This is a genomic window from Streptomyces sp. NPDC052109, from assembly GCF_040680195.1.
Taxonomy (GTDB): Bacteria; Actinomycetota; Actinomycetes; order Streptomycetales; family Streptomycetaceae; genus Streptomyces.
This window is the reverse complement of record NZ_JBFAWF010000001.1, coordinates 384,805-411,043: the sequence shown is the minus strand read 5'-3', so window position 1 is coordinate 411,043 and position 26,239 is coordinate 384,805. Positions and strand designations below refer to the sequence as shown.

The 26,239-nt window shown below is 73.7% G+C and carries 16 protein-coding genes and 2 pseudogenes; 9 read left to right on the top strand and 9 right to left on the bottom strand.

Going from position 1 to position 26,239, the window contains the following annotated elements:
- The first annotated feature begins 33 nt into the window (after positions 1 to 33).
- Positions 34 to 1,512: an FHA domain-containing protein gene (locus tag AB0L59_RS01880; protein WP_365578154.1), complete on the top strand. Its 1,479-nt coding sequence runs from the start codon at positions 34 to 36 to the stop codon at positions 1,510 to 1,512.
- A gap of 6 nt (positions 1,513 to 1,518) precedes the next feature.
- Here the strand turns inward: AB0L59_RS01880 and AB0L59_RS01875 are convergent, their stop codons facing one another.
- The gene (locus tag AB0L59_RS01875) at positions 1,519 to 2,496 is read right to left on the bottom strand and encodes a methyltransferase domain-containing protein (protein ID WP_365578152.1); all 978 of its coding nucleotides are present in this window, start codon (positions 2,494 to 2,496) and stop codon (positions 1,519 to 1,521) included.
- A gap of 71 nt (positions 2,497 to 2,567) precedes the next feature.
- Here AB0L59_RS01875 and AB0L59_RS01870 point away from each other — a divergent pair, with 71 nt between their 5' ends.
- The 4 genes from AB0L59_RS01870 (at position 2,568) to AB0L59_RS01855 (ending at position 10,518) form a co-directional block, all read left to right on the top strand.
- Entirely contained in the window at positions 2,568 to 2,981 is a 414-nt protein-coding gene (locus AB0L59_RS01870; protein ID WP_365578150.1) for a globin, read from the top strand.
- A 162-nt stretch (positions 2,982 to 3,143) separates the two neighbouring features.
- Positions 3,144 to 6,437 carry an ABC transporter permease gene (locus AB0L59_RS01865; RefSeq protein WP_365578148.1) on the top strand — a complete coding sequence of 1,098 codons (3,294 nt, stop codon included), beginning with the start codon at positions 3,144 to 3,146 and terminating at the stop codon, positions 6,435 to 6,437.
- A 170-nt stretch (positions 6,438 to 6,607) separates the two neighbouring features.
- Complete coding sequence (locus AB0L59_RS01860; RefSeq protein ID WP_365578146.1) at positions 6,608 to 9,334, top strand: FtsX-like permease family protein; 2,727 nt, start codon at positions 6,608 to 6,610, stop codon at positions 9,332 to 9,334.
- Between the two features lie 224 nt (positions 9,335 to 9,558).
- The gene (locus tag AB0L59_RS01855; RefSeq protein WP_365578144.1) at positions 9,559 to 10,518 is read left to right on the top strand and encodes an ABC transporter ATP-binding protein; all 960 of its coding nucleotides are present in this window, start codon (positions 9,559 to 9,561) and stop codon (positions 10,516 to 10,518) included.
- Between the two features lie 3 nt (positions 10,519 to 10,521).
- On the opposite strand, the gene AB0L59_RS01850 is transcribed toward AB0L59_RS01855, so the two are convergent.
- From AB0L59_RS01850 to ettA, 3 genes are read right to left on the bottom strand one after another with little or no spacing between them, the layout of a single operon-like run.
- Positions 10,522 to 11,199, bottom strand: coding sequence for a hypothetical protein (locus AB0L59_RS01850; protein WP_365578142.1), 678 nt, complete (start codon positions 11,197 to 11,199; stop codon positions 10,522 to 10,524).
- Positions 11,196 to 11,609 carry a thioesterase family protein gene (locus AB0L59_RS01845; RefSeq protein ID WP_365578140.1) on the bottom strand — a complete coding sequence of 138 codons (414 nt, stop codon included), beginning with the start codon at positions 11,607 to 11,609 and terminating at the stop codon, positions 11,196 to 11,198. The genes AB0L59_RS01850 and AB0L59_RS01845 overlap by 4 nt, the downstream gene beginning before the upstream one ends.
- Positions 11,610 to 11,615: 6 nt before the next feature.
- A complete protein-coding gene (gene ettA, locus AB0L59_RS01840) occupies positions 11,616 to 13,280 on the bottom strand; it encodes an energy-dependent translational throttle protein EttA (RefSeq protein WP_365578138.1) in 1,665 nt (554 codons plus the stop codon).
- A 211-nt stretch (positions 13,281 to 13,491) separates the two neighbouring features.
- On the opposite strand from ettA, the pseudogene AB0L59_RS01835 reads away from it, so the two are divergent.
- Both AB0L59_RS01835 and AB0L59_RS01830 read left to right on the top strand, forming a co-directional pair.
- A pseudogene (locus AB0L59_RS01835) lies at positions 13,492 to 13,613 on the top strand (GntR family transcriptional regulator); the annotation flags it as partial.
- A 544-nt stretch (positions 13,614 to 14,157) separates the two neighbouring features.
- Positions 14,158 to 14,286: pseudogene (locus tag AB0L59_RS01830) on the top strand (nitroreductase family protein); the annotation flags it as partial.
- 19 nt (positions 14,287 to 14,305) lie between these two features.
- Here AB0L59_RS01830 and AB0L59_RS01825 read toward each other — a convergent pair.
- A complete protein-coding gene (locus AB0L59_RS01825) occupies positions 14,306 to 14,707 on the bottom strand; it encodes a hypothetical protein (protein WP_365578136.1) in 402 nt (133 codons plus the stop codon).
- A gap of 93 nt (positions 14,708 to 14,800) precedes the next feature.
- Between AB0L59_RS01825 and AB0L59_RS01820 the strand changes: the two genes are divergently transcribed.
- Together AB0L59_RS01820 and AB0L59_RS01815 are read left to right on the top strand one after the other, a co-directional pair.
- A complete protein-coding gene (locus AB0L59_RS01820) occupies positions 14,801 to 17,101 on the top strand; it encodes a hypothetical protein (protein ID WP_365578134.1) in 2,301 nt (766 codons plus the stop codon).
- A 283-nt stretch (positions 17,102 to 17,384) separates the two neighbouring features.
- Entirely contained in the window at positions 17,385 to 17,966 is a 582-nt protein-coding gene (locus AB0L59_RS01815) for a shikimate kinase (protein ID WP_365578132.1), read from the top strand.
- A 208-nt stretch (positions 17,967 to 18,174) separates the two neighbouring features.
- Here AB0L59_RS01815 and AB0L59_RS01810 read toward each other — a convergent pair whose 3' ends face one another.
- The 4 genes from AB0L59_RS01810 to AB0L59_RS01795 all read right to left on the bottom strand — a co-directional run bounded on the left by AB0L59_RS01810 (position 18,175) and on the right by AB0L59_RS01795 (position 26,072).
- Positions 18,175 to 19,596 carry a Cys-Gln thioester bond-forming surface protein gene (locus tag AB0L59_RS01810; RefSeq protein ID WP_365578130.1) on the bottom strand — a complete coding sequence of 474 codons (1,422 nt, stop codon included), beginning with the start codon at positions 19,594 to 19,596 and terminating at the stop codon, positions 18,175 to 18,177.
- A 324-nt stretch (positions 19,597 to 19,920) separates the two neighbouring features.
- Entirely contained in the window at positions 19,921 to 20,397 is a 477-nt protein-coding gene (locus AB0L59_RS01805) for a single-stranded DNA-binding protein (RefSeq protein WP_365578128.1), read from the bottom strand.
- Between the two features lie 455 nt (positions 20,398 to 20,852).
- The gene (locus tag AB0L59_RS01800) at positions 20,853 to 22,805 is read right to left on the bottom strand and encodes a GTPase (RefSeq protein WP_365578126.1); all 1,953 of its coding nucleotides are present in this window, start codon (positions 22,803 to 22,805) and stop codon (positions 20,853 to 20,855) included.
- Between the two features lie 1,662 nt (positions 22,806 to 24,467).
- The gene (locus tag AB0L59_RS01795; protein WP_365578124.1) at positions 24,468 to 26,072 is read right to left on the bottom strand and encodes a dynamin family protein; all 1,605 of its coding nucleotides are present in this window, start codon (positions 26,070 to 26,072) and stop codon (positions 24,468 to 24,470) included.
- Between the last annotated feature and the right edge of the window lie 167 nt (positions 26,073 to 26,239).

Below are 26,239 nucleotides of genomic sequence, written 5' to 3'. Positions count from 1 at the left end.
CCCTGGAAGCGTAGGAGAAGGGGAAGCGCCGACATGCCGACCTGCCCGAACGGACACCAGTCGGGTTCCGACGACTGGTGCGAGGTCTGCGGTCACCGCATGGCCGGTGCCGTACCTCCGCCCCCGCCGCCGCCCCCGCCCGCGGGCGGTTACGGCTTCCCGCCCCCGCAGGGCGGCCAGGCCGGCGCCCGCCCGCCGGCCGCGTCGGCCCCGGAGCCGGAGCTGTGCCCGCAGTGCCGTACGCCCCGCGAGGGCGGCGCGCCCTTCTGCGAGGAGTGCCGGTGGAACTTCCTGACCAACACGGCCACCTCGTACACCCCGGCCGCGCCGCGCCCGGCGCAGCCGCGGTTCCAGCCGCCGAGCGCGACGTACGGCGGCGGTGACGGGTACGAGTACCAGGGCTCGCGGCCCTCGCAGATGAACCGGCCCGCCGAGCCGATCCCGTCCTTCGGCAGCGAGCCCTCGGGTCCGACGCCGTTCGCCGGCGAGCGCGGCCCCTCCGGCCCGCCGACCTCTCCCGGTCCCGGCGGCCCGGGCGGTCCCGGCGGTTTCGGCGGCAGGCCTGGGCAGGGCCCTGGCCAGGGGCCGGTTTCCGGTGGTCCGGGTGGTCCGGGCGGTCCCGGTGGCCCCTCCGGCTTCGGTGGCGGTCCCGGCCAGGGCCAGGGTCCCGGCGGTCACGCCGGCCCGCCGTCCTTCGGTCGTGAGCCCGCCGGTCCCGGCTCCCCCTTCGGCCGCGAGCCCTCGGGCCCCGGCGGTCCCACTCCTCCCGGCCGGCCCCAGGGCGGCCCCGGCGGCTTCGGCGGCGACCCCTCGCGTCCGGTCCCGCCGCCGCCCGGCCCGACTCCGCAGGCGTATCAGCAGTCCGGTCCGCCCGCGCCGCCCGCGTTCCCCGGCGAGACCGGCCGGCCCCCCGCCGGCGGTCCGCCCGCCGGAGGGCCCTCCTTCGGCGGCGGTGACGACGACTGGGTGATCTCCCCGCCGTCGTCCGCCGGCCCCTCCGGAGGCCCCGGTGGCGGTCCGAACGGTGCTCCCGGCGGCGGGTACGGCTATCCGCCGCCCGGCGCCACCCAGGCCCCGCCCGGTGCCCCCGGCTTCCCGCAGCAGCGGACGACCTGGACGGCGACCATCGGCCCGGACCGCGGCTACTTCATGGCGATGATGCAGCGCTCCGGTCCCGAGGCCGCGGGCCTGAACCTGCCCGCGTACTCGCCGGAGCAGCAGCGCACGCTCAGCGGCAACCAGATCACCATCGGCCGCCGCCGGCACTCCACCGGCGACACCCCCGACATCGACCTGGCGGTGCCGCCGGAGGACCCGGGCGTCTCCCACCAGCACGCGGTGCTGGTGCAGCAGCCCGACGGCAGCTGGGCGGTCGTCGACCAGAACTCGACCAACGGCACCACGGTCAACATGTCCGATGAGCCGATCCAGCCGTTCGTCCCGGTTCCGCTGCAGGACGGCGACCGGGTGCACGTGGGCGCCTGGACGACGATCACCATCCGCCGGGCCTGACGGGGCTCACGGGAGGGGCCAGGCGTACGGCCCCTCCGGTTCGTCCAGCCACGTCCAGGCGTGCTCGCCGCCGACCGTGACGCCGTACCGCTCGCGTTCCGGCTCGCCCTCGCGCTCCCACAGCGCGTAGGCCTCCTGCGGATCGAGAGTGCCCCGGGTCAGCGCGAGCAGGAAGCGGAACGTCTCCTGCTCGCGGGCCCGGCCCGGCAGCCCGGCGAGCGAGACGCCCTCGGGTTCCGGCCTTCTCGCGCCGCGCAGCGGTACGAAGTAGACGGCCGTGGGCAGGAAACGGCCCTCGGCGTGTGCGGCGTCCCGGACCGTCAGCGCCAGCAGGCCGGTGGCCAGCGGGGTCAGGATGCGGGCGCCCGGCCGGCACTGGGTGAGCCAGGCGCGCGGGACCGTGGGAAGTTCGCAGGTGGCGATGATCCGGTCGAACGGAGCGCGTTCGGGCACCCCGCGCGGGCCGTCGCCGGTGACGACAGCCGGGTGGAAGCCGGCCGCCTCCAGGTGCCGGCGGGCCGACTCGGTGATCTCCGGTTCCAGGTCGACGGTGGTGACGAGGTCGTCGTCGCCGAGCCGGTGGGCGAGCAGGGCCGCGTTGTAGCCGGTGCCGGCGCCCACCTCCAGGACCCGGTCGCCGTCCTCGACGTCCAGCGCGACCAGCATCCGCGCCATCAGGGAGGGCTGGCTGCTGGAGGAGACCAGCTCGCCGTCGCGCAGCCGGGTGGCCAGCGGCGCGTCCGCGTAGGCGCCGCGCACCCAGCGCGCACGGGCCTCCGCGTCGGGGCTCTCGCCCCAGCGGCGCTCGTAGCCCCGCGGTCCGGCGACGTAGTAGTACGGCACGAACAGGTGCCGGGGCACCACCGCGAACGCCTCCCGCCACACGCCGTCGCCTGCCCAGGCCTCCTCGGCGTCGATCTCCCGTACCAGCGCGTCCCGCGCGGCGGCGGCCAGGCCCTCGGTCTCGGCGTCGTAGGCACCCATGGGTCCACAGTAGGGGCGGGCCGGCCCCAGGGGTCCTAAGGCTCGAGTCCTCGGTCACCCGGTCTGAGACCATGGGGGACGTGAATGAGATTCGGCGCGGCACGCTTCAGGAGCAGACCTTCTACGAGCAGGTCGGCGGGGAGGAGACCTTCCGCCGGCTCGTCCACCGGTTCTACGAGGGAGTGGCCGGGGACCCGTTCCTGCGGCCGATGTACCCGGAGGAGGACCTGGGCCCGGCCGAGGAGCGGCTGGCCCTGTTCCTGATGCAGTACTGGGGCGGTCCCACCACCTACAGCGCGAACCGCGGCCACCCCCGGCTGCGGATGCGGCACGCCCCGTTCCCCGTGGACCGGGCGGCGCACGACGCCTGGCTGAGGCACATGCGGGTGGCCGTGGACGAACTCGGGCTGTCCGAGGAGCACGAGACGACGCTGTGGAACTACCTGACGTACGCCGCCGCGTCGATGATCAACACCCCGGACTGAGCAACCGTCAACCCGCCGGGGGCGGAAGGCCGCATTCCGGTCGCCCGTGGCCGGATTCCGGTCACGATCCGGTATAGACCGGTCGACAACCGCTTACCCGGAGCCGGTCCGCTCTGTCAGCATCGCCCGAAGGTCTGGAACCGCCGGACACACGGGGGCCGAGTGGCGGGGTTGGTCTTCTCACGTGCGCGTGCGCACCGGCTGCTGCTGGGCGCCGCGTTGCTCACCGTGGTGCTGACCACCGCGGTCCTGGCGACCCTCACCGCGTACTCGGCGGCGATCGGCGACGCCGCACTGCGGCATGTGCTGGCCGATCCGCGCGACGCGGCGGACACCGCGCTGATCGTCAAGGCCGACGTGCCGCCGGCCGGGCAGGCCGCTGCCGGCACCGCCGTGCGCGAGGGCGCCCGGAAGACCTTCGACGGCCTGCCGGTGACGGTACGGACCCTGCGCCGCTCCGGCCCGTACGCGCTCCCCCGCTCGCTGCAGCCGCCCGCGGCCCGGTCCGGCGACCCGGACCTGACCTACCTCGCGGCGCTGGACCCCACCCAGCTGCGGCTGACCGCCGGGCGACTCCCCCGCCGCGGTGAGGGCACGGTCGAGGTCGCGCTCCCGCAGACCGCCGCCCGGGCGCTGCGGCTGGGCCCCGGCGACCGGCTCACCCTGACCGACCGGCTGGACGGCCCGGCGGTACGGGTGCGGATCACCGGGCTGTACCGGCCCGTCTCGACGACGGCGCCGTACTGGCAGCTGGACGACCTGTCCGGCCGCGGCGCCAAGAAGGCCGGCTTCATGACGTACGGCCCGCTGCTCGCCGACTCCTCCGTCCTCACCGGCGGCCGGGTCAGCGCCGGGACCACGGCGTGGCTCGCGTCGGCGGACTTCTCGCGCATGACGACCGCGCGGATCGGCCGGCTGCGTACGGCGGCCCGGGCCGGGAGCGCGGACCTGCGCGGCCGCGCGGCGCTGCGCGGGACGACGATGGCGCAGACCTCACTGCCGGACGTCCTGGACCGGGTGGACCGCTCGCTGCTCGTCGCCCGCTCCACCCTGCTGATCGTCACCCTGCAGCTGGTGCTGCTCGCCGGATACGCGCTGCTGCTGGTGGCCCGGCTGCTGGGCGGTGAACGGGCCGAGGAGACGCGGCTGTTGCGGGCCCGCGGCGCCTCCCGTGCCCGGCTGGCCACCCTCGCCGCCGCCGAGGCGCTGCTCCTCGCGCTGCCCGCGGCGGTGTGCGCCCCCCTGCTCGCCGGCCCGCTCACCACCGTGCTCGCCACGCACGGCCCGCTGGCCCGCCTCGGCCTCCACCTGGACCTGCCCCCGGCCGGCCGCCCGCTCGTCTGGCTGGTCGCGGCCGCGGCGGCACTGGGCTGCGGGTCGGCGGTGACGGTACCGGCGGTGGCGGGAGCGGGGACAGGGGACCGCGGGGGGCGGGCGCGAGCCTTCCTGTCCCGCACGACGAAGCGTGCGCGCCCGCGCAGCGCCGTCCTTCCCGCTCCCTTGCGCGCCGGCGCCGACCTCGGCCTGCTCGCGGTCGCCGGGGTCGCGTACTGGCAACTGAGGCGGCAGGGCTCGGGGGGTGTGGCCGCCGACCGGTCCGGGGCGCTCGGGATCGATCCGCTGCTGGTGCTCGCGCCCGCGCTGGCGCTGCTCGCGGGAACCGTGCTCACGCTCCGGCTGCTGCCGCCCGTGGCGCGGTTCGCCGAGCGGTGGGCCGCCGGCGGGCGCGGGCTGCCGGTGGCGCTGGCCGGCTGGCAGTTCAGCCGGCGCACCGCGCGCGGGGCGGGCCCGGTGCTGCTGCTGGTCCTCGCCGTGGCGCTCGGCATGCTCGCGATCGGGCAGGCCGCGTCCTGGGGCCGCTCGCAGGACGACCAGGCCGACTTCCGCGCCGGGGTGCCGGTGCGGGTGGTGTCCGCCGGGGAGGGCGGGCTCGGCCGTACCGACCTGTACGCGCGGCTGCCGCACGTGCGCGAGGCGGCCCCGGCCGTCCGCGTCTCCCAGCCGCTGTCCGGCGACCGTACGGCGACCGTGCTGGCACTGGACACCGGGCACGCGGCCGACGCGGTGCTGATGCGCCCGGACCTGGCCGATGTGCCGGTACGGCCGTTGCTCGCCGGGCTCGCTCCGCACGGCTCCCCGGCCGGCACCCGGGTGCCCGCGGGCACCGCCCGGCTCCGGCTGGCGGCGACCCTGCGCAGCTCGGCCGGACCGGGGGTGGTCACCGACGTGACGGTGACGCTGACGGACCGGTACGGGGTGCCGTACCAGCTGCCGTTCGGGCAGCTCCCCGCCGACGGACGCCCCCACCCGCTGAGCCTCGACGTGACCGCCACCCCCGGCCCGCTGACCCTCACCGGACTCCGCCTGGACATGAACCAGCCCGGCAAACCGGCCGAACACCGGCTCGCACTGGGCGAGTTGACCGCGACCGGCACCGACGGCACGGCGCACCGCCTCGCGCTGCCCACCCGCTGGAAGACCGCCACGGAGACCGCGGGCGACGCCGTCGTGAGCCCGGCCACCAACCCCACCCGCCCCAGGATGACCGGCGCCCACGCCCTCACCTACGGCACCGGCTATCTCCCGGAGGCGGACGCCTGGCGGGTCGCCTCCCTCACGGTCCGGCTCGACGTGCCGCAGCGTGCGCCCGCCGCGGTGCCCGCCGTGGCCACCGGCCGCTATCTGGCCTCGGCCGGCGCCCGGCTCGGGCAGCGCGTCGACCTGACGATCGGCGACCACACCGTGCCGGTGCGGATCACCGGCTCGGTGCGCGCCCTGCCCGCCACCGCCGATCCGACGGTCACCGGTGCCCGCGACGGCGGCGCCGTCCTGCTCGACCTGCGCGCGCTGAACCAGGTGCTGCAGGCGCGGTACGGCGACAGCGCGACGCCGGACGAGTGGTGGCTGGACACCGGACCCGGCGACGCGGCGGGGGTGGCCGCCGCCGTACGGGCGCTGCCGGACGTGGAGCCGGGGCAGGTGGTGGTGCGTGACGAGATCGCCGCCGAGCTGCGCGACGATCCCTTCGGCGCGGGCCCCGAGGCCGCGTTCACCGCGGCGGCCGTGGCGGCGGCGGCGCTCGCCGCGGTCGGCTTCGCGGTCGGCGCGGCGGCCGCACAGCGGGCCCGCGGCACCGAGTCCGCCGTGCTGCGCGCGCTCGGCGTGCCCCGCCGACAGCTGGCCCGCACGGCCGCCGCCGAACAGGCCGTCCTGGTGGGCCTGGCGCTCGCGGTGGGCCTGGGCCTGGGCACCGTCCTGGCCCGCGCCGTCCTGCCCCTGATCGTCCTGACCGGCGACGCCACCCGCCCGGTGCCGGACCTCCTGGTCCGGCTCCCGCCCGGCCGCGTCGCCTTGCTGCTGGCCGCGGTCGCGGTGGTCCCGCTCACGGTGGCGGCGCTGCCGGCGCTGCGCCGGCCGGATCCGGCGCGGGCGCTGCGCGAACAGGGAGGTGAGTGAGGTGGGGCGTGCCGAGAAAGGGATGACCGAGGTCGGCCGTGCGGCGGCACGGGTCCTTACGTCCCGGGCCGAACCGGCGCGCGGGGTCAGCCCCGCCAGCCGATCGGTTCCCGGCGCCCTCGCGGCGGTACCCCTCATGGTCGCGCCGGGCCGCCGAGGAGGTGGGTGAGGTGGGGCGTCGTGGGCCGCGGGTCGTCGCGCCCTGGGTGCGGACGCGGTTGCGGGCCGCGCCGGGGGGCGCCCTCGCGCTCGCGCTGCTCGTCGCGCTCGCCGCGTGCCTGGCGGGCGCGTTCCCGCGCGCGGTCGACCGGTACGAGGACGCCGGCCTGCGGCGCGCGTTCGCGCAGGCGCAGCCCGCCCGGACCACCGTCCAGGTGATCGCGCCCCAGTACGACACCGGGCTGCCGGAGGACCGGCAGGCCGCCGCGCTGCGCCCCGCCGTGCTGGAGAAGCAGTACCGGAGAATCCTCACCACGGTCGGCGGCCCGCTGACCGTCGACCGCGCCCAGTCGGTGTACGGCGTCGCCGGCGGCGTGAACCCGGCGGTGCCGGACGCGTTCCTGCCCCAGCCCTCCGGACTGCCCGCCCACGTCTCGCTGTTCGCGCCGAGCGGCCTGGCCGACCACGCGCGCGTGCACGCCGGGCGCATGCCGCGCGCCGACCGCCCGGTGGACGCGAACGCAGGGCAGGTGGAGGCCGCGGTCACCACCGACACCGCCACGTCGATGCACATCGGGGTCGGTTCGGTCATCCACGTGCCGGTGCCCGGCCGGTCCGCGCTCGCGGTCCGGGTCACCGGCATCCTCGATCCGCGCGACCCCGCCGGCGCCTACTGGTCGACCGTGCCGAGGCTGCGCACCCCGGTCCTGGTGAGCGTGCCCAGCCTCGGCGGGGACCCGCCGAAGTACTGGCTCGGCACCCTGCTGCTCCCCCAGGAGGCGGCACCCGCGCTGCTGGGCACGACCGTGAACCCCTTCCGCTACTCCTTCCTCGCGCCCGACCCGCACGCCCTGCACGCCCGCGACCTGGACGGGCTGAAGTCGGCCGTGGCGGCCCTGGAGTCCGGCCCGGCCCTGGAACGCGTCCGCGCCCTGACCGGCAACGGCACCGAGATCACCACCGGCCTGGACGACACCGTGGCCTCGTTCGCCAAGCTGCGCTCCGGCATCTCCCCGCTGGTCTCCGTCGCCGCCGCCGGCACCGCCACGGTCGTCGCCGTCGTCCTGCTGATGGCGGGGGGCCTGGCCGCCGACCGGCGCCGCGCCGAACTCGCCCTGCTGCGCGCCCGCGGCGCCTCCCTGCCCGCGCTCACCGGCCGGCTCCTGGCCGAGACCGCCGTGGTCGCCGTACCGGCCGGCGTGCTCGGCCTGGCCGCGGCCCTGCTCGCGGTCCCCGTCGGCCGCACCGGCTACGCCGTGGCCGCCGCGGCGGCCGCCACCCTCATCGCCTGTGCCGCGCTGCCGCTGCGCGCCGCCCTGGCACACCGCGCGGTGCGCGCGACGGAAGACCGCGCGGACGTGGCGACCGTACGCCCCTCCCGGCGCCGTACGGTCGCCGAGCTGACCCTGCTGGTACTGGCGGCCGGGGCGGTCGCGGCACTGCGCCGGCGCGGCACGAGCGGCGACCAGCTGGTGGCGCTCGCCCCGGTGCTCGTCGGCGTCATCGCCGCCCTGCTGCTGCTCCGCCTCCACCCGCTGCTGCTGCGCCGCCTGGCCGCTCCCGCGGCACGCCTGCGCGGAGCCGCCGGGCACCTCTCCCTCGCCCGGGCGGGCCGCACCGGGACCTCGGCGGTGCTGCCGCTGCTGGCCCTGCTGACCGCGCTGACCACGGCGGCGTTCGGCGGCTCGGTGCTGGCGGGCGTGGCCGACGCCCGGGAACGGGCGGCGCTGCTGACCGTCGGCGCCGACGCCCGCCTGGACTCCGACGCCCCGCTCCCCGCGGCCCTGCCGGCCCGGGTCCGCGCCGTGCCCGGGGTGCGGGACCTGGCGGCGGTGAGCATCGACTACCAGGCCAAGCCGATCGACGGCCAGGACTCGATCCCGCTGGTGGGCGTGGACCCTCCGGCCTATGGCGCCATGGCGGCCCGTACGGGCCTCGGAGCCTTCCACCCCGCCCAGCTGACGCCCCGCCCAGGACACCCCCTGCCGGCCGTGGCCTCCCCGTCCGTCGCCTCCGAGTACGGCACCCGGCGCCCCTTCCCGGTCCGGCTCTCGGACGGCAGCACGGTCACCGTGCGGATCGCCCTGGTCCGTGACACCACTCCGGCGGTGTCCGGCGGCAACTTCCTCGTCGTGGGCCGCGCGGGCCTGGACTCCCCCGCCGACCGCCCGACCGCCCTGCTCCTCACCGGCGGCCACCTGGACGCCGGCGCGCTGCGGCACACGGCCGGCGACTCGGCCGACGTCCATCTGCTGGCCGCCGAACGCGCCCGGTACGCCGACTCACCGCTCCAGTCGGGCGCCGAGCACGTCTACACGGCGGCGGTGGCCGCGGGCGCCGGCTTCGCCGTACTGGCCCTGCTCCTGGCCCTCCTGCGAGCGGCCCCGGAACGCGCCGCGCTCCTGGCCCGCCTGCGCACGATGGGTCTCACCCGCGCGGAGGGCCGCCGTCTGCTGGTCCTGGAGTCCCTCCCTCAGGCCCTGCCGGCCGCGCTGGGCTCCGCGCTGACGGGCTGGTCCACGATCCGTCTGCTGTCCCCCGGCATCGATCTGACGACCATCGCCCTGTCGTCGGCCCAGTCCCCCCTGGACGAAGCCCGCCTGCGCCCTGACACCTGGTCGCTGACGGTCCCGGCGGTCCTGGTCGTGGTGGTGACGGTGGGAGTCGCGACGGCGCAGGCCTGGTGGACGGGGCGGAGGGGGTCGGTGACGGAACTGAGGGCGGGGGACGGCCGATGACGACCGCCGTACCCGCGGGCAGCCGCACCGGCCCAGACGCAGGCGACCCCACCGCCCCGGACGCGGGCGACCCCACCGCCCCCGACGCGGGCGACCGCACCTGCCCGGCTGCGGGCCGTCGTGCCGCTGCGGCGGCACGGGTGCGCGCAGCGGGACCCCGCGCGCGGGCAGGCGAAACCCACCCCCGCCCAGCCACAGCACCGGGCAGCCACTCAGGAGACCCGATGACCACCAACCCCACCCTCACCGACCTGGCGAACCGCGTCGCCGAGACGCGGAACCAACCCGCCTACGGCCACGACGCCCTGATCACCTGCGACCGCCTCGTCCGCATCTTCTCCGCGGACGGCATCGAGGTCCAAGCCCTCCAGGGCCTGGACCTCCTCGTCCGCGAAGGCGAACTGATGGCCCTGGTCGGTGCCTCCGGCAGCGGCAAGTCCACCCTGATGAACATCCTCGCCGGCCTGGACACCCCCACCGCCGGCGCCGCCCGCGTCGCCGGTCACGACCTGCTCACCATGACCGCACGGGACCGCCTGGCCTACCGTCGCGGGACCGTCGGGTTCGTCTGGCAGCAGACCTCCCGCAACCTGCTCCCGTACCTCACCGCCGCCCAGAACACCGCCCTCCCCCTGCAGCTCTCGGGCACCCGCACCCGCCGCCGCGCCCGCGCCGAACGCGCCCTGGAACTGCTGGAGTTGCTGCAGGTGGCCGACTGCCGCGACCGCCGCCCGCACGAGATGTCCGGCGGCCAGCAGCAGCGCGTCGCGATCGCCGTGGCCCTCGCGAACGGCCCGTCGGTGCTGCTCGCCGACGAACCCACCGGCGAACTCGACTCCCGTACGGCCGCGCAGATCTTCGACGCGTTCCGCACCGCCAACGAGACCCTCGGCACCACGATCGTGATCGTCACCCACGACCAGGCCGTGGCCGGCGAGGTCCGCCGCACGGTCGCCATCCGCGACGGCCGCACCTCCACCGAGGTGCTGCGGCGCAGCGAGATCGACGCCGCGACCGGCCATGAGACGGTCGTGGCCCGCGAGTACGCCATGCTCGACCGCGCGGGCCGTCTCCAGCTGCCCGCCGACTACCTCCGGGCCCTGGAGATGCGCGATCGCGTGGCCCTGGAACTGGAGTCGGACCACATCGGGGTGTGGCCGGACGACACCCGGTCGCCGGAGTGAGCCTCAGCGCACGGTGACACCGAGCGAGCCGAGGCCCGTGCGCCGTACGGCGACGGACCCGTAGGGGGTACGCAGCCTCAGCCACGCCCCCGAGGAGAACAGCCCGGTGTCGGCCGGCCCGACGCCCGGCCGCAGGAAGCCCAGGGACTGGGCCGCGTGCACGGCCCGCACCGGCAGCCCGGTCCGCCCTATCTCCCGGGACCAGATGTCCCGTCCGATCCGGTCCAGCTCCGCGCGGCTACGGCCGTCCGGTGCCAGCTCCTCCGTACGCGACCGGAACTCGGCGACGGCCGCGGCCACGGTCGCCCGCAGCGCGTCCGGCGCGGGCAGCCCCGGCTCGGCCTGCCAGCCGCCGCGCGGCGGCAGCACACCGGCCCACGGCGGACCGGTCACCGCGGCGGGTACGGCGGCGGTGGCCGCACGTTCGTCCACGGACTCCAGGAACTCACCGGCGGAGACGGTCACATCGAGGGTGACGTCGAGCCCGTTCTCGTACGGCTTCGCCAGCCGTACCGCGCGGACGGCGAGCACCTCGAAGGACGGCGGGCGGCCGAAGACGGCGAGCGCCGTACCGGCCGCCTGCAGGCGCACCGCGGCTCCACGGTCGTAGTGGAGCAGCCGGGAGAGGAAGGCGGCGAGATCGGCCGCCTCCGTCTCGTCGGCCAGGTGCAGCACCGTCATGCGGCGACGGCCTCCTCGTCGGCGTCGTCCCGGTACTTCTCGAGGAACTCCCGCTCCGCGTCGGTTATCCGGCGCGGCCGCTGGGTCTCGAAGTCGAACGGGACGACCACGGTGGACGCCTTCACGTAGATCGCCTCCGCGTCCTTCACCTCGTAGGAGACGGTGAAGGACGCGGCCCTGATCTGTGTGACCCACAGCTCGACGTCCACGGGCGTGGGCCGGTGGACGAGCTGCCGCTTGTAGTCGATCTCATGGCGCGCCACCACGGACCCCTGCCGGGACTCCTTGCCCCGCAGGGACAGGAAGTCGATGCGCGCCTCCTCCAGATAGCGAAGGAAGATCGCGTTGTTGACATGTCCGTACGCGTCCATGTCCGACCAGCGCAACGGGCAGCGGTAGATGTGGCGCAAGACCGATCAGCCCCGGGTCAGCTTCTTGTAGGTGGCGCGGTGCGGACGCGCGGCGTCCGGCCCGAGCCGCTCGATCTTGTTCTTCTCGTACGACTCGAAGTTGCCCTCGAACCAGAACCACTTCGAGTCACCCTCGTAGGCGAGGATGTGCGTGGCGACGCGGTCGAGGAACCACCGGTCGTGGGAGACGACCACGGCGCAGCCGGGGAAGTCCAGCAGGGCGTTCTCCAGGCTGGAGAGGGTCTCGACGTCGAGGTCGTTGGTGGGCTCGTCGAGGAGCAGCAGGTTGCCGCCCTGCTTGAGGGTGAGCGCCAGGTTGAGGCGGTTGCGCTCACCACCGGAGAGGACACCGGTCGGCTTCTGCTGGTCCGGACCCTTGAAGCCGAACGCGGACACGTACGCCCGGCTCGGCATCTCGACCTGGCCGACGTTGATGTAGTCGAGCCCGTCGGACACGACCTCCCACAGCGTCTTCTTCGGGTCGAGGTTGGCGCGGGTCTGGTCGACGTAGGAGATCTTGACGGTCTCGCCGACCTTGATGTCGCCGGCGTCCGGCGTCTCCAGGCCCTGGATCATCTTGAACAGCGTGGTCTTGCCGGCGCCGTTCGGGCCGATGACGCCGACGATGCCGTTGCGCGGCAGCGTGAAGCTGAGTCCGTCGACGAGGACCTTCTCGCCGAAGGCCTTGTTGAGCTTGTCGACCTCGACGACGATGTTGCCGAGCCGCGGGCCCGGCGGAATCTGGATCTCCTCGAAGTCCAGCTTCCGCATCTTGTCGGCCTCCGCGGCCATCTCCTCGTAGCGCGCGAGACGGGCCTTGGACTTGGCCTGGCGCCCCTTGGCGTTCGACCGCACCCACTCCAGCTCTTCCTTGAGCCGCTTCTGCCGCTTGGCGTCCTTCTGGCCCTCGACCTTGAGACGGGTGGCCTTGGTCTCCAGGTACGTGGAGTAGTTGCCCTCGTACGGGTACGCGCGACCGCGGTCGAGCTCGAGGATCCACTCGGCGACGTTGTCGAGGAAGTACCGGTCGTGGGTGATCGCGACGACGGTGCCCGCGTACTTGGCCAGGTGCTGCTCAAGCCAGTTCACGGACTCGGCGTCGAGGTGGTTGGTGGGCTCGTCGAGCAGCAGCAGGTCGGGGGCCTCCAGCAGCAGCTTGCAGAGCGCGACGCGGCGCTTCTCACCACCGGAGAGGTTGGTGACGGGCCAGTCGCCCGGGGGGCACCCGAGCGCGTCCATGGCCTGCTCCAGCTGGGCGTCGAGGTCCCACGCGTTGGCGTGGTCCAGCTCCTCCTGCAGCTTGCCCATCTCGTCGAGCAGCGCGTCGGAGTAGTCGGTCGCCATGAGCTCGGCGATCTCGTTGAACCGGTCGAGCTTGCCCTTGATCTCGGCGACACCCTCCTGGACGTTCTCCAGGACGGTCTTCTCCTCGTTCAGCGGGGGCTCCTGCAGCAGGATGCCGACGCTGTAGCCCGGGGAGAGGAACGCGTCGCCGTTCGACGGCTGCTCCAGCCCCGCCATGATCTTCAGCACGGTCGACTTACCGGCACCGTTCGGGCCGACGACGCCGATCTTCGCTCCCGGCAGGAAGTTCAGGGTGACATCATCGAGGATCACCTTGTCGCCGTGCGCCTTGCGCGTCTTGCGCATGGTGTAAATGAACTCAGCCAAGAGAAACCGTCCGGCAGCTTGAAATCTGGCAGTGGGCAGATACACCCCATCTTGCCTGAACGCCAGGCTTGGGTGTTAACCCGTTTGATCCGGGGGCTGTGACCTGGGGTTTCTTGGTCGGTGTCTCCGCCCCACCTGTCGCCGACGGCCGTCCGATCGTTATCGGGCTGGGACGACGCATCCGGGGGCAGGCTCGCCGTCGACATCCTGGCAAGCACTTGGTGTCACCGTCAGTCACACCGTGGAACAGCCGGAGCCGAGGTGGGCGACCGCCGAGCGTCGATACTCGGCGTCCAGAAGGCCGCGCTCGTCACGCACATCCGACGGACGTACTGCGGTGGTGACACTGTCAGGGCTTGAAGGAGCCCTTGGCCCCCTCTTTCGCGCCCCGCATCCTGCCCCGCGCTTCGAGGGCGGCACCCTTTGCTGCGAGATCATCTTTGTGTACCGCGTGAGCCAGCGTTCGCACGGTCCTTCCTACAAGCTGTTCGGCCTTTGCCTTGGCCTTCTCTCCGGTACTCATCTCGGTACCTCCACGCTCACTGACCGAGTGCCCTTGAAGGAGGCGAGGCAACCCCCTGAGCCTGTGATGTCCCACCATGCGCCCTCAGCTTGGGAAGCTGAGGTGATCCAGTGCCCGCTGCGGTGCTGACCTGCGGAGACAGCGTGTCGATGCCTGGTGGGTGGGTCCTCGATTCCCCGGCGTTCCCCGTGGTTGCCCGTACGATCCGGCACGCGTCTGGCACCACCGCTTCGTCCCGGACCACTGGCGGGACAGTCGTGGCAGGCGGCTGGCCACCCGGGATGCCTGGGCTGATGGCGGTTGGCTGCGGTCGCAGTCGCTGTACTTCGCCGCACTCCAGCAAGATCTGCCGGCATGGAATTCTCCGAGGTGATCCGTCGGCGGCCCATGGTCCGGCACTACTCCGACAAGCCGCCGGCCCCCGAAGTGATCGAGCACATCCTCGCGTCAGCGCTGCGAGCACCGTCCGCCGGGTTCTCCCAAGGTTGGGCGTTCCTCACCCTCACCGATCCCGCCGACCGAGCTGCTCACGGCGGTGGACGAAGGGCTGGGCGCTTGCTTCTTCGGCATCATGCCCGAACAACTGCTGCCCAGCCACAGGCGGTCGACGTCCTGACCTGGTGCTGAACTGTGAGCACCGCATGAGGGGTTCGATCAGCGGCCCGGAAGCCCCCGACGCCGGCATGAGAAGACGGCCACGGCGGGTCGCCCCGGACCGGCCTTCCAGCGGCAGCACTTCACCGCGCGCCGAGCGACTGAAGGCCTTCACCCCGATCACGCGGGGTGAACTCTCGTCGTCGTACGGGAGGCCCGAGCTGCGGACGTCCTTGGGATCGCGGCCGACGGCCCGCTCCAAGGCGATCACATGTGAGATCGCAGCCTGTTCCGTCTCCTTGTGACCCACGACAGTCCCTGATCCGCCCCACCCGCCGTCGTGGCCTGCCTTCCCCGTGCTAGGTTGCGCCTCTTGATCGTGAAGGTTATGTGGGGGCCTTTCATGAAGCCGGCGCGATTCTCGTCGCTGACCACCGCAGCGCTGCTCGTGGCACTGACGACTGTCATCGGTCCCACCGCGGTCGACTCGTACGCCGCATCGGACGTACCGCTGCCGATCGCGCACTTCTCGCACATGGTCGTGGACGAGCCGCACGGACACCTGTTCATCAGCGGCGGCGCCGGCACCGACGGCATTCTGGTCACCGACCTCGACGGCGGGAACCCGACGATGATCAGTGGTGAGCCGGGTGCCACCGGTCTCGCCCTCTCCGACGACGGATCCGCACTGTACGCGGCTCTCCCGGACCAGGACGCGATCGCGGCGATCAGCACGGGGAAGCTGACCGAGTCGGCTCGTTACGGCACGGGCGCGGGCACCCATCCGGACTCGCTGGCCGTCGCCGGGGGCACCCTCTGGTTCGGCTACGGCACAGCAGGCGTCGGCGGCATCGGGTCCGTCGACGGAAGCGGTACGGTCACTTTGCGGCAGGACTCCGGCAGTTGGGCAGCAGCGCCCAAGCTGGCGACGACCCCGACGCCCTCCGGCGTACTCGTGGCCGCCGTGCAGACGGGCGATACTTCCGCCTTCGTCACGTACCGGGCCGAGGGCGGTGCGCTGATCCGGCAGGCCGCGAAGGCGCTGCCCGTCCCCGACCTGAGCGACGTCGCGGTCACGGCGGACGGGTCGCATGTGGCGGTTCCGTCGTTTCAGGGCGCGACCGCCAATCGGTATCGCACCTCGGATCTGGCGGTTGACGGGCAGTTCGCCACGGGGGTGTACGGCAAGGCCGTCGCCGTGGCCCCGGACGGGACCATGGCAGGCGGCGACCGAGGAGTCGTGACGTTTCCGGAGACGGGCGAGGGCTATTACACCGAGTACTTCTACGCGCCGGAGCTGAACTCCGCCGCACACGGCCTCGCCTGGGCGCCGGACGAGAGCCGGGTCTACGCCGTCGCGGTCGACGCCGCCGGGGGAACACCGACGCTCCACATCTCTCGTAACCCGGAAATCGCGCCGGTCACGCTCCACGGAAGCCGGACCACTCCACTCGCCCCCGGCGAGGCCTACTCGTTCGTGGTGTCGCCCGATTCGAGCCTCAGCCTCAGCGCCGGAGAATCCATGCTTCCCGGCACCGTACGCATCGTGCGCTACGACGACGCCGATCCGGACGGCGTGCTCGTCCCGGACCCGACAGCCACCCCGGCAAAGGGCCCGGTCAGCTTCTTCGGCTCCTACCGCGTCGACGGCACGGCACCCCTCACCGGTCAACTGAGCTTGCGCGTCGACTACTCCGGAAGTGGCCACTACGGGCCGGCCAGCCGCCCCTTCGACATCCCGGTGGCCAAGTACGCGCCCACCATGGCGCTGGCCGCTCCCTCCTCCGCCGGTCGTGCCGCATCGCTGACCGTCACCGGTCACCTCACCTGGCCGCACGCGCATGTGACGACCGGTGCGGTCGACGTCGTCAAGACCGACCTGGCGCACCCCGCCGGCTACTCGGTGGGCACTGTGTCCGTCGCCGCCGACGGCAGCTTCGCCTTCCACGACACCCCGCAGGTCGGCGGCGCGAACACGTACGCCTTCACCTACGACGGTGGCACCTCCTACCTCCCGGTCACAGCGTCGGCGAAGGTGCAGGTATCCCGAGCCACTCCGTCCCTGAGTGTGGCGACTGACGCGAAGTCGTACCACTCCGGCGCGACCGCCAAGGTCACCGCGCATCTGGGGACCACGTACAACTCCCGCTCCGTGACGCTGTACGTCCAGCCCGCGGGCAAGTCGCGGTCACAGCTCAAGAGCGGCAAGGTCGACGCGCAGGGGAACCTCGTCGCGCACTACAAGATCGACCGCAACACCGTCTTCAGCGCGGCCTTCGCGGGGGACTACCGCTACGCGCCACGCACGGTGACCACTGGTGCGACCCTCACGCCGACGGCCCGGACGGAAATGCAGTGGCCGCTCTCGACCACGCGCATCGGATCCACCACCTACCAGGTCTTCTACAAGTCCGAACTCAACATGGGCTTCAACCTGCAGGTCACTCCCCGTCAGTCCGGCGGCTGCATGTCTGTGTACGTCGAGCACTACTACTCGGGGGCCTGGCACCAGGTCACCTCGCAGAGTTGCGTGCCCTTGTACTCCGACGGCTGGTACGGCTACGGCCGGGCTCTGAAGCTCTTCGCGAGCAACGACCACTACCGCATCCGCGGCCACTACACGCCGCCGGCCACGGGGGCACAGACCGGCAGCGTGTGGAGCCAGTGGACCTACCTCACCGTCCGCCCCGGCAGCCCCTCATGAGGCCGGGGATCCCCGAGAGGAAGCTGGTCGAGTCGTACGCCGAGTCCCGTGAGAACGGCGTGCACCGCCCCAAGGCACGGCCCACGCCCACCGATAAGCCCCCTACCGGCGGCGAACCCGTACGTAGGGGGCTTGATCGTGCAGGCTTGCCTCTTCTTGCGCTGGGTCTTGTCGGAGATCTTGGTGAGCTGCATGTGAACGCACCCCACCTCGTCACCCTCGTCCGCGCCGGAGCCCGCTTCGAACGCGGTCACCTCGTGGAACGCCGAGAGGAGATCGCCGCGTGAGCCGACCGGCGGCTGTCGAGGCACCCTGGATGGTTCTCATCGGTCCGGCCGGCACCGGAAAGACCACCCTAGGCCGCGAGATCGCGGCAAGGACGCGCAGACCGTTCGTCGATCTGGACGCCGCCGCGGACGGGTACTACGCCGAGGCGGGATGGAGCATCGACAAACTCCGCGAGCGCATCACCGCGGTCGGGCGCCTTGCAGCCGAGGCCGAGTGGGAACCGGCCCGGGCACACGCCGTGGCCCGCGCTGTCGCCGATCATCCCGGCGCCGTCATGGCACTGGGCGCGGGACACACCAGCTACACCGACCACCGACACCTGGTCACGGTCCGCACTGCACTGAGCCGTTGTCCAGACCAGGTCCGTCTCCTGCCCTCTCCCAACCGCGAGATCTCACTGAGCGTCCTACGACGACGCTGCACCGAGAGCAAGGGACGATCCTGGATCATCGACGGGCACGACTTCCTCGCCGGCTGGCTCGACGACCCCGGCACCGAACAGCTCGCGACACGGACGATCTACACCCGTGACGAGACACCCGCCCAGACCACGGCACGACTGCTCCCAGGCGGCTGATCAGGTCGACCCTGTCCGTCGCCGTTGGTCGGCCTCGGGGGCCTCGGACGGCCCGGGGAGAGTCACCGATCAGCTGCCCGACGACAGGCTCCCGGACGAACACCTGGGACACCCGTGAGGTCGTCCTCTGCGTCTCGGCAGACACATCACCTGCCCGTAGATGCCCCCAGGCCCGCCGAACGCGACCGTGGCGTGCCCGCAGGGCTCGTCAGCCGTCCAGCTGCTCGCGCTTGCGCAGCACCACCAGGACCGCCCCGCCGATCACCACGAAGCCGATGGCCACCCCGGCGATCAGCGGGGTGATCGCGGAGCCGCCGGTCGCGGCGAGGTCGGTGTCGGGGACCGCGGTGCCGCCCACGGAGGCGGGGCTGGGCTCGTTGTGGGCCTGGGCCGCCCGGGTCGTGATGGCACCCTGTGTCCTGCAGTCGAGGACGCCGGTGAAGCGGTGGCTGAAGCCGTGCGGACCGGTGATCGTGAAGTCGTAGGCCTGGTCCTCCTGGAGCGGCACGGTCACCGTGCGGGAGGCGCCCGCGGGGATGGTGTGCTCGGCACCCATCAGCTCGAAGGTGAAGGGCTCGTCGCCCCTGTTGACCACCATGATGTCCACGCCGCCCTTGGCGCAGTTCTTGTGGGCCGACACCGCCGGTATGGGGCCCTCGGACGCCCAGGTGGCGGTCGCGGTCGCGGAGGCGGTGGACTCGCTGGAGCCGGCCAGGATCTGGGTCTGGCTGCGGCTGTCGGAGGCGAACGCGCGGCCGACGGGCACCGTGGTCGACGCCTGGACGGTCAGCTGCGCCGAGCCGCTCGAGGCGTCCTCGGGGACGTCGAAGTACAGCCGGCTGCCGTTCTGCGCGGACGTGATGACCTTGCCGGTCTTGTCGACGATCCGCACCCCGCTGGTGGCCGCGTCCGCCGGCGGGGTCACCGTGACGGCGTCCGCGTTGGTGTGCACGGTCACCGGCCCGAGCGGTTCTCCCGGCCGGCCGGAGACCGCCGGCGGGTCCAGGGTCAGCGAGGCCTGCGGCTCGGCGACGTTCCGCGCGCTCTTCTCGAGGTAGTCGGCGAGCTTCTCGGCCTGCGGGTCCACGGCGTCGACCTTCGCGTGGTCGGAGAAACGCCAGATCGCCACCTGGGTGCCGGCCGCCGCGTCCTGCTCGGTCAGCGTGCCGGCACCGGCCTGGTGGGCGAGCGCGGCGAGGTCGTTGACCTGGGGGTAGGAGTTCTGCAGGATCCAGCGGATCCGGCCGGCGTCCTTGTTGGCGCCCAGCGAGGTGCCGCTCCAGGGCGTCTCCTCGTAGTGGGCGTCGCGCTGGGTGGGATTGTGCAGGTCGACGCAGTACGTCTGGAGGGTGCCGCCGCCGTCGACGGACATCTCGAACAGGCCCGCCTCCACGCGCTGGTCGCCGCCGTCCTCGTGGATCACGGCCTCGCCGTAGGTCTTCAGACCGTCGATCGTGGCCGTCGCGCCGCCCTGGGTCTGCGGTGTTCCGTCGATGCCGTCGGCCCCGTCGGCCATGGCCGTGCCGGCGCCGGACAGTACTCCGGCCGCCACGAGACCGGACACCGTCGTGGCGGCGGCCAGGCGTGCCGCTCCGGCGGAACGGCGGAACCCAGAGAACGCAGCAAGCACAGAATTCCCCTTCGAGCAGGACCCGTTGGACGTGGGGGACGGTCCCACCAGCAGAATCGGCAGCCCCTAGGGGCACGCCCGGCATCCTATGGATCAGACGGAGCCTCTCCTGCCGGTCGGATGATCCGATGGACGATCCGATCCGCAATCGTTATCGCCGGGACCGTCCATGAGCTGGGCATAGCGACAAATCCACCGGTTCGTACGGGGCGTTCGCGGTGATCGGGAGGTTGCGGCGATCGGGACGTTGGCGGCGATCGCGGTGATCGGCTGAGCAGCGACCGGATGACAGCGGTCCGACCCGTCGATGAATCCGAGTTGATGTCATGTCACTGCTGCTGGCTCCGGGGCCGGTTGGGGCGCATCCTCGTCCGCGACGTCGGCGGGACGCGGTGTCTCCCAGTTCGGCTCCGGTCGGGTCGCCGTCAGGGGTGTCTCCGGTTTGGCCGCGCGCTGGAAGGCCGCCGTACCGCGCGCGAGGTCGTGGCCGATCGCCACGGCGTCGATGTCGGCTGAGGCCCACTGCTGCTGCCCGTCGCGCACCTCCGTGCGCACCTTCAGCCGGCCCTGTACGACGACCGGTTGGCCCACCTCCACGCACGCGGCCACGTTGGCCGCGAGCTGGCGGTTGGCCCACACCGTGAAGAAGTTGGTGTGCCCGTCCGTCCAGGCGCTCTTCTCCCGGTCCCAGTAGCGGGCGGTCACCGCCAGCCGGAACCGGGCCGACGGGCCGGTCGACAACTCCCGGTACACCGGCTGGGTCGCCACGTTGCCCACCACACAGATCACTGTCTCGTTCATGTCCTCGCTCCCCTCCCGCGCCTGCTGTGCGCATGCGCTGTGCGTGTCTGGCGTGCGTGTCCGCTGTGCGCACCTGTTGTGCACGTTGCGTTGGGCGCACCCGTTGTGCGCGTCCGTTGTGCGTGTGTGTCTGGTGTGTCGCGTGTGTCTGCGGTGCGGGCGCGTACGACCGCCGTACGTGCCCGCACGTCACGCCGATCGCGCGCGCCGTCCGCCGTCCCTCCGGCCGGACCGGCCCTGCGATCGCCGCGACCCCAGACTGCCTCTGCCCGGCCGAGTCCGCTGAGCGCTGTGGACACCCACCCACCTGTGGAAAAGCCCGCCACCCACACGAGTGGTCCCGTCCCCCGCGGTCCACTGCCACCCTGGGTGCCGATTCATCCCGCCCCCGAAAACCGGCGAGGAGCCCCGGAATACCGAGGCTCCTCGCGCTCACCCCTCGCCCGCTCCGGCGCTCACCCCACCCCGGCACCGCGTCGCACGACGCGGCTGTACTGCTCCCGGACCTCCCGGTACCGGAGCAACTCCGCCGCCACCGGCTCCAGCACGCGGGCCCGGCCGCAGCCGGCGGCCGCCTCGCGCAGCCGCCGTTCCGCCTCCTGGCCGTAGCGCCTTGCCGGGCCTCTGGCCGCCATCCGGCAGCCCCACTCCACCAGCGGCCCGCCGACGATCCCGCACACCATCAACAGCACCGGAATCCCGAGGTTGGGCGCCATGACGCCGATGATCTGACCGGCCAGCCACAGGCCGCCCACGACCTGCAAGAGGGTCATCGCGGCCTGGACCAGCACCGCCGCCGGCCACCAGCCGGGCCGCGGCGGCCGGCCCGGCGGCAGTCCCGCCCGCGCCGCCATCTCGTCCAGCGTCTCGGACAGCCCCTGGGACCCGCGTACGGCCGCCTCGCGCACCGCCTGCGCCCACGGCGTCGGCAACCCTGCCGAGGCGCGGTCGGAGACCGTACGGACCGCCTGTTCCACGCGCTGGCGGGCCGTGGCCTCCTCGTCGGGCTGGGCCGCCCGTACCGGGATGCGGCCCGTGCTGGACTCGCCCCGGCACTGGTACCAGCGCCACAGCCGCAGCCAGGGCGTGCCGCACGCGCGGTTGGCATTGCGCAGCCAGGCCCGCTCGGCGGCCTCGCCCGCGGCGGTGGCGCCCACCGCGTCCGCGAGTCGCGCGGAGAATTCCTCACGCGCCTCCTCGCTGAGGCCGATCCGCCGCCCGGCGGCGTACACGGGCCGCAGCTCGGCCGCGGCGGCGTCCACGTCGGCCGACACGCGGCGCGCCGCGGCGCCGCGCTCCGCCACGAACTGGCCGATCGACTCGCGCAGTTCGCCGACGCCGTCGCCGGTGAGCGCCGAGAGCGCGAGCACCGTGGCGCCCGGTTCGCCGTACTCGCCGAGCGCGATGCCGTCCTCGTCCAGCAGCCGGCGCAGATCGTCCAGGACCTGGTCGGCGGCCTCTCCGGGCAGCCGGTCGATCTGGTTGAGGACGACGAACATGATCTCCGCGTGGCCGGCCATGGGCCGCAGATAGCGCTCGTGCAGCACGGCGTCTGCGTACTTCTCCGGGTCGACCACCCAGATCACCGCGTCGACCAGCTTCAGGATCCGGTCGACCTGCCGGCGGTGCTCCATGGCGGCGGAGTCGTGGTCGGGCAGGTCGATCAGGACGAGCCCGCGCAACTGCGCCTCGGCCTCCGGGCTCTGCAGCGGACGGCGGCGCAGCCGGCCCGGGATCCCGAGCCGGTCGATGAGGCCGGCCGCGCCGTCGCTCCAACTGCAGGCGATCGGGGCGGCGGTGGTCGGACGACGTACACCGGTCTCCGAAATGGCCACTCCGGCAAGGGCGTTGAACAGCTGCGACTTGCCGCTGCCGGTCGCGCCCGCGATGGCCACGACGGTGTGCCGGCCGGAGAGCTTGCGGCGGGCGGCCGCCTCGTCCAGGACCCGGGCCGCCTCGGCGAGGGTCTCGCTGTCCAGGCGGGTCCGGGAGAGCCCGACCAGCTCGCGCAGGGCGTCCAGCCGGGAGCGGAGCCGGCCGTCGTACGCCAGCGGGGCGGGGGCCTGGGTGCCGGGGCCGCGGCTGCCGCTGTCCAGCGCGGAGGCGCGTTCGGCGGCGAGCGCGGCGGCGGTGGCCTCCGTGACGCGGCGGGCGATGAGACCGTCGTCCCAGGACTCGGAGGATTCCGGGCTTTCCGGGGAGCCCGGAGAGTTCGGAGAGTTCGGAGAGCCGGCGGTCCCTGGGGATCCTGGGGGCCTGGGGGCCGCTGGGGACCCGGAAGAGCCCGCGGACTCCCCCGGCCGCGAGGGCTTGGCGGACCCCGGTGACCCGGGTACGGCGTCGGTGTCCGTGGCCGCGCGCGAGGCGGGGGACGGCGCGAACGCCAGCAGGGGCGCGAACGCGAGCATGGGCTGGAGCAACGGCGTGGGCGTGGGCGGGAGCGTCGGCGCGGGTTGGGCGGTGGGGGCGGGCGTGGCTCCTGCGGTGGGCTTGGCCGATGGGGTCGGGTCGGCTCCGTGGGTGGGCTTGGCCGACGGGACGGGACCGGCTGCAGGGCTGGCCTCGGCCGACTGGACGGGGCCGGCTGGGGGTGTGGGCTTGGCCCCATGGGTCGCATCCGCCCCGGCGGTGGGCTTGGCTGCGTGGATCGCGTCCGCCCCGGCCACCGGCCTGGACACGGGGAGCGGATCAGCCCCGGCCACCGGCTTGGACACGGGGAGCGGGCCGGCTCCAGGGGTGGGCCCGACGGCAGGGGTGGGCTCGGCCGCGGAGAGCGGATCGGCTCCGGCGACGGGCCTGGCCGCGCGGAGCGAATCACTCCCGGCGGTTGGCTCGGCCGCGCGGAGCGGATCACTCCCGGTGGTCGGCTCGGCCGCGCGGAGCGAATCAGCCCCGGCCACCGGCCTGGACACAGGGAGCGGGCCGGCTCCGGCGACCGGCCTGGCCACAGGGAGCGGATCGACTCCAGGGGTGGGCCCGGCGGCGGGGGTGGGCTCGGCGGCGGGGGTGGGCTCGGCCGCGAAAAGCGGGTCGGCTCCGGCGACGGGCCTGGCCGCGTGGAGCGGATCGACACCGGCCACCGGCCTGGCCGCGCGGAGCGGATCAGCCCCGGCCACCGGCCTGGACACGGGGAGCGGGCCGGCTCCAGGGGTGGGCCCGACGGCAGGGGTGGGCTCGGCCGCGGAGAGCGGATCGGCTCCGGCGACGGGCCTGGCCGCGCGGAGCGGATCACTCCCGGCGGTCGGCTCGGCCGCGCGGAGCGGATCACTCCCGGTGGTCGGCTCGGCCGCGCGGAGCGAATCAGCCCCGGCGGTCGGCCCGGCCGCGGAGATCCAGTCGCCTCCGGTGGCGGGCTTGGTCGTGCGGGGCGGTCTGGCTCCCAGGGGGGTGGGTTCGCCGGTGGGATGCGGAAGCGGATGCGGATGCGGATGCGGATGCGGATGCGGCAGCTGCGTGCCGCCTCCCGTGTCCAGGCTCCTGCCCCACTCCGTGCCTCGGTTGACGCCCCCCGTACCGGCTCCGGCGGACCGCTGCCGGTCCACAACCCCGCCCACACCACCCTCTCCGCCGCTGCCCCCGTCCTCGCCCACGCCCCCGACCTCACCCGCGTGCCGTACGCGCGCGTGCTGCGCGCCCGGCGCGCGGACGGGGACCGAGGCGTCGTGCCTCGCGACCGCCTCCCGGGTGTCCGCCGCCCCGTAGTGGGCAGTGGAACCGGCGGCAACGGAGCTGTCGGGCATCTCGAAGGTTGCGTGGACGTCGGCGGACCCGGAGGCGCCCAGCACGCCGGGCTCGCGGTCCGGACCGGTCCCCGCCCCCCGCCCTGCCGCCGGACCGTCACCGGAGACGAGGTCACCCGCACCGCTGCCGTCGCGCGCGTGGCCCTCCGTCCCCTCCCCGCCCCCTCCGGCGTGGTCCAGGCGCACCGGCTCCGCGTGACCGCCGTATTCCACGGTTCCGGAACTGCTTTCGCTGCCGTGGCTCCCGTGCTCCGTGTCCCTCATGCGTCCCACGCGCCTCATGTGGTCGGTGTGATCCGTGTGGTCCTGGTCAGTGACGGCGGTCACCGGTCACCTCTCCTTCTGCAGTACGGACAGCGCGGCGATGAGTGCGGCCTGGGGCTCTGGATGGACGTCCAGGGCGTCGAGCGGGGCGACGCGCCGCTCGCGTTCGGTGTGCATGACGCGGTCCACGTGCTCGCCCAGCAGCCGCCCGGCCCTGTCGCGCAGCCGCAGCGCGCCATGGGCCCCGATCCGCTCCGCGAGCCCCTCGCCCGCGCTACGCGCCCGGCGCCCGCCCAGCAACGCGGTGGCGACCAGCGCGGCGACGGCCTCCGCGTCGGGTGCGGCGGTACGTTCCAGCTCGCGCACCTCCTCCTCGGCGTACTCCTCCAGCTCGCGCCGCCAGCGCCGCACGGCGAGGCCGATACGGTGTTCGGCGCTCTCCGCGGTGGTCTCGCCGGCGGCGAGGGCCGGGTCCTCCCCGGCGGGCTCGCGCCGCCAGGCCTCGTCGACGCGCTCGTCGGCGGCGGTGACGGAGCACAGCAGCAGGGCGGCCAGGCTCTCCACGAGCGCGTCCAGGAGCTCTCCCGGGGTGCAGTCCAGCGGGAAGGCCCGCCAGCGTTTGAGCGCGTCCCCGGCGAGTACGGCGCCGGACTGGAGCCGGCCACGCACGCGCGCGTGCTCGCCGTCGTAGGCGGTGTCCACGGCGGAGGTGAGCCGGAGGGCGGCCGCGTACTGGGCTGCGGCGGCGTTCGCCAGCTCGGGCATCCGGGCCTTGAACGAGTCGAGGAGTCCGTGGACGGTGCGCGCCATGACGTGCTGGCGGGCGGCGGGATCCTGGGCGTGGTGCGCGAGCCAGTTCTTCAGCGGCGCGACGGCGGTTGCGGGCAGCAGACCCGCGCCCCAGGCGGACTCGGGCAGCTCCGGCACGGTGAACCGGGGTACGTCGCCCAGCCCGGCCTTGGTGAGCAGGGCACCGTACTGCCGGGAGACCTCGGAGACGACCTGGTGGGGCACGCGGTCCAGCACGGTCACGAGAGCGGCGTCGTACTCCTTGGCGGTGCGCAGCAGGTGCCAGGGGACGGCGTCGGCGTAACGGGCGGCCGTGGTGACCATGATCCAGACGTCGGCGGCGCAGATCAGCTCGGCGGCGAGGACACGGTTGTCGGCGATCAGGGAGTCGATGTCGGGGGCGTCGAGGAGGGCGATTCCGCGCGGGAGGGTCTCGGCGGTGTCGATGCGCAGCACGCGCGCGGGGGGGTCGCCGGAGGGCAGGAGGTCGTCGGGGTCCTCCTGGGGGGCCCACACGCGCGTGAGATCGGGCAGGATCCGCATGCCGCTGAACCAGTGATGGTCCTCCGGATGGCAGACAAGCACCGGCGTTCGGGTGGTCGGCCGCAGCACGCCGGCCTCGCTGACCGGCCGGCCGACGAGGGAGTTGACGAGCGTCGACTTGCCGGCGCCGGTGGAGCCACCGACGACCGCCAGCAGCGGCGCCTCGGGCTCCCGTAGCCGCGGTAGCAGGTAGTCGTCGAGTTGCGCGAGGAGTTCGTCGCGGTTGGCACGCGCGCGTGGCGCCCCGGGCAGGGGCAGCGGAAAGCGTGCGGCGGCGACACGGTCGCGCAGTGCGGAAAGTGTGTCGAGCAGCTGAGGCCGTACGTCCAAGGTCACCACATGCGAAGAATGCCCAATTTTAGGGGAATTCTGAAGCATATAGACATGTCTGCGCGCCGACAGGACAGAACGGACGCAAGGGGCGACCGGGACAAGGGCACAGTGCAGGCATAACGAGTGCACAACACCCGGTGCGCCGGACGCCAAAAGCGATGCACGATTCGCAC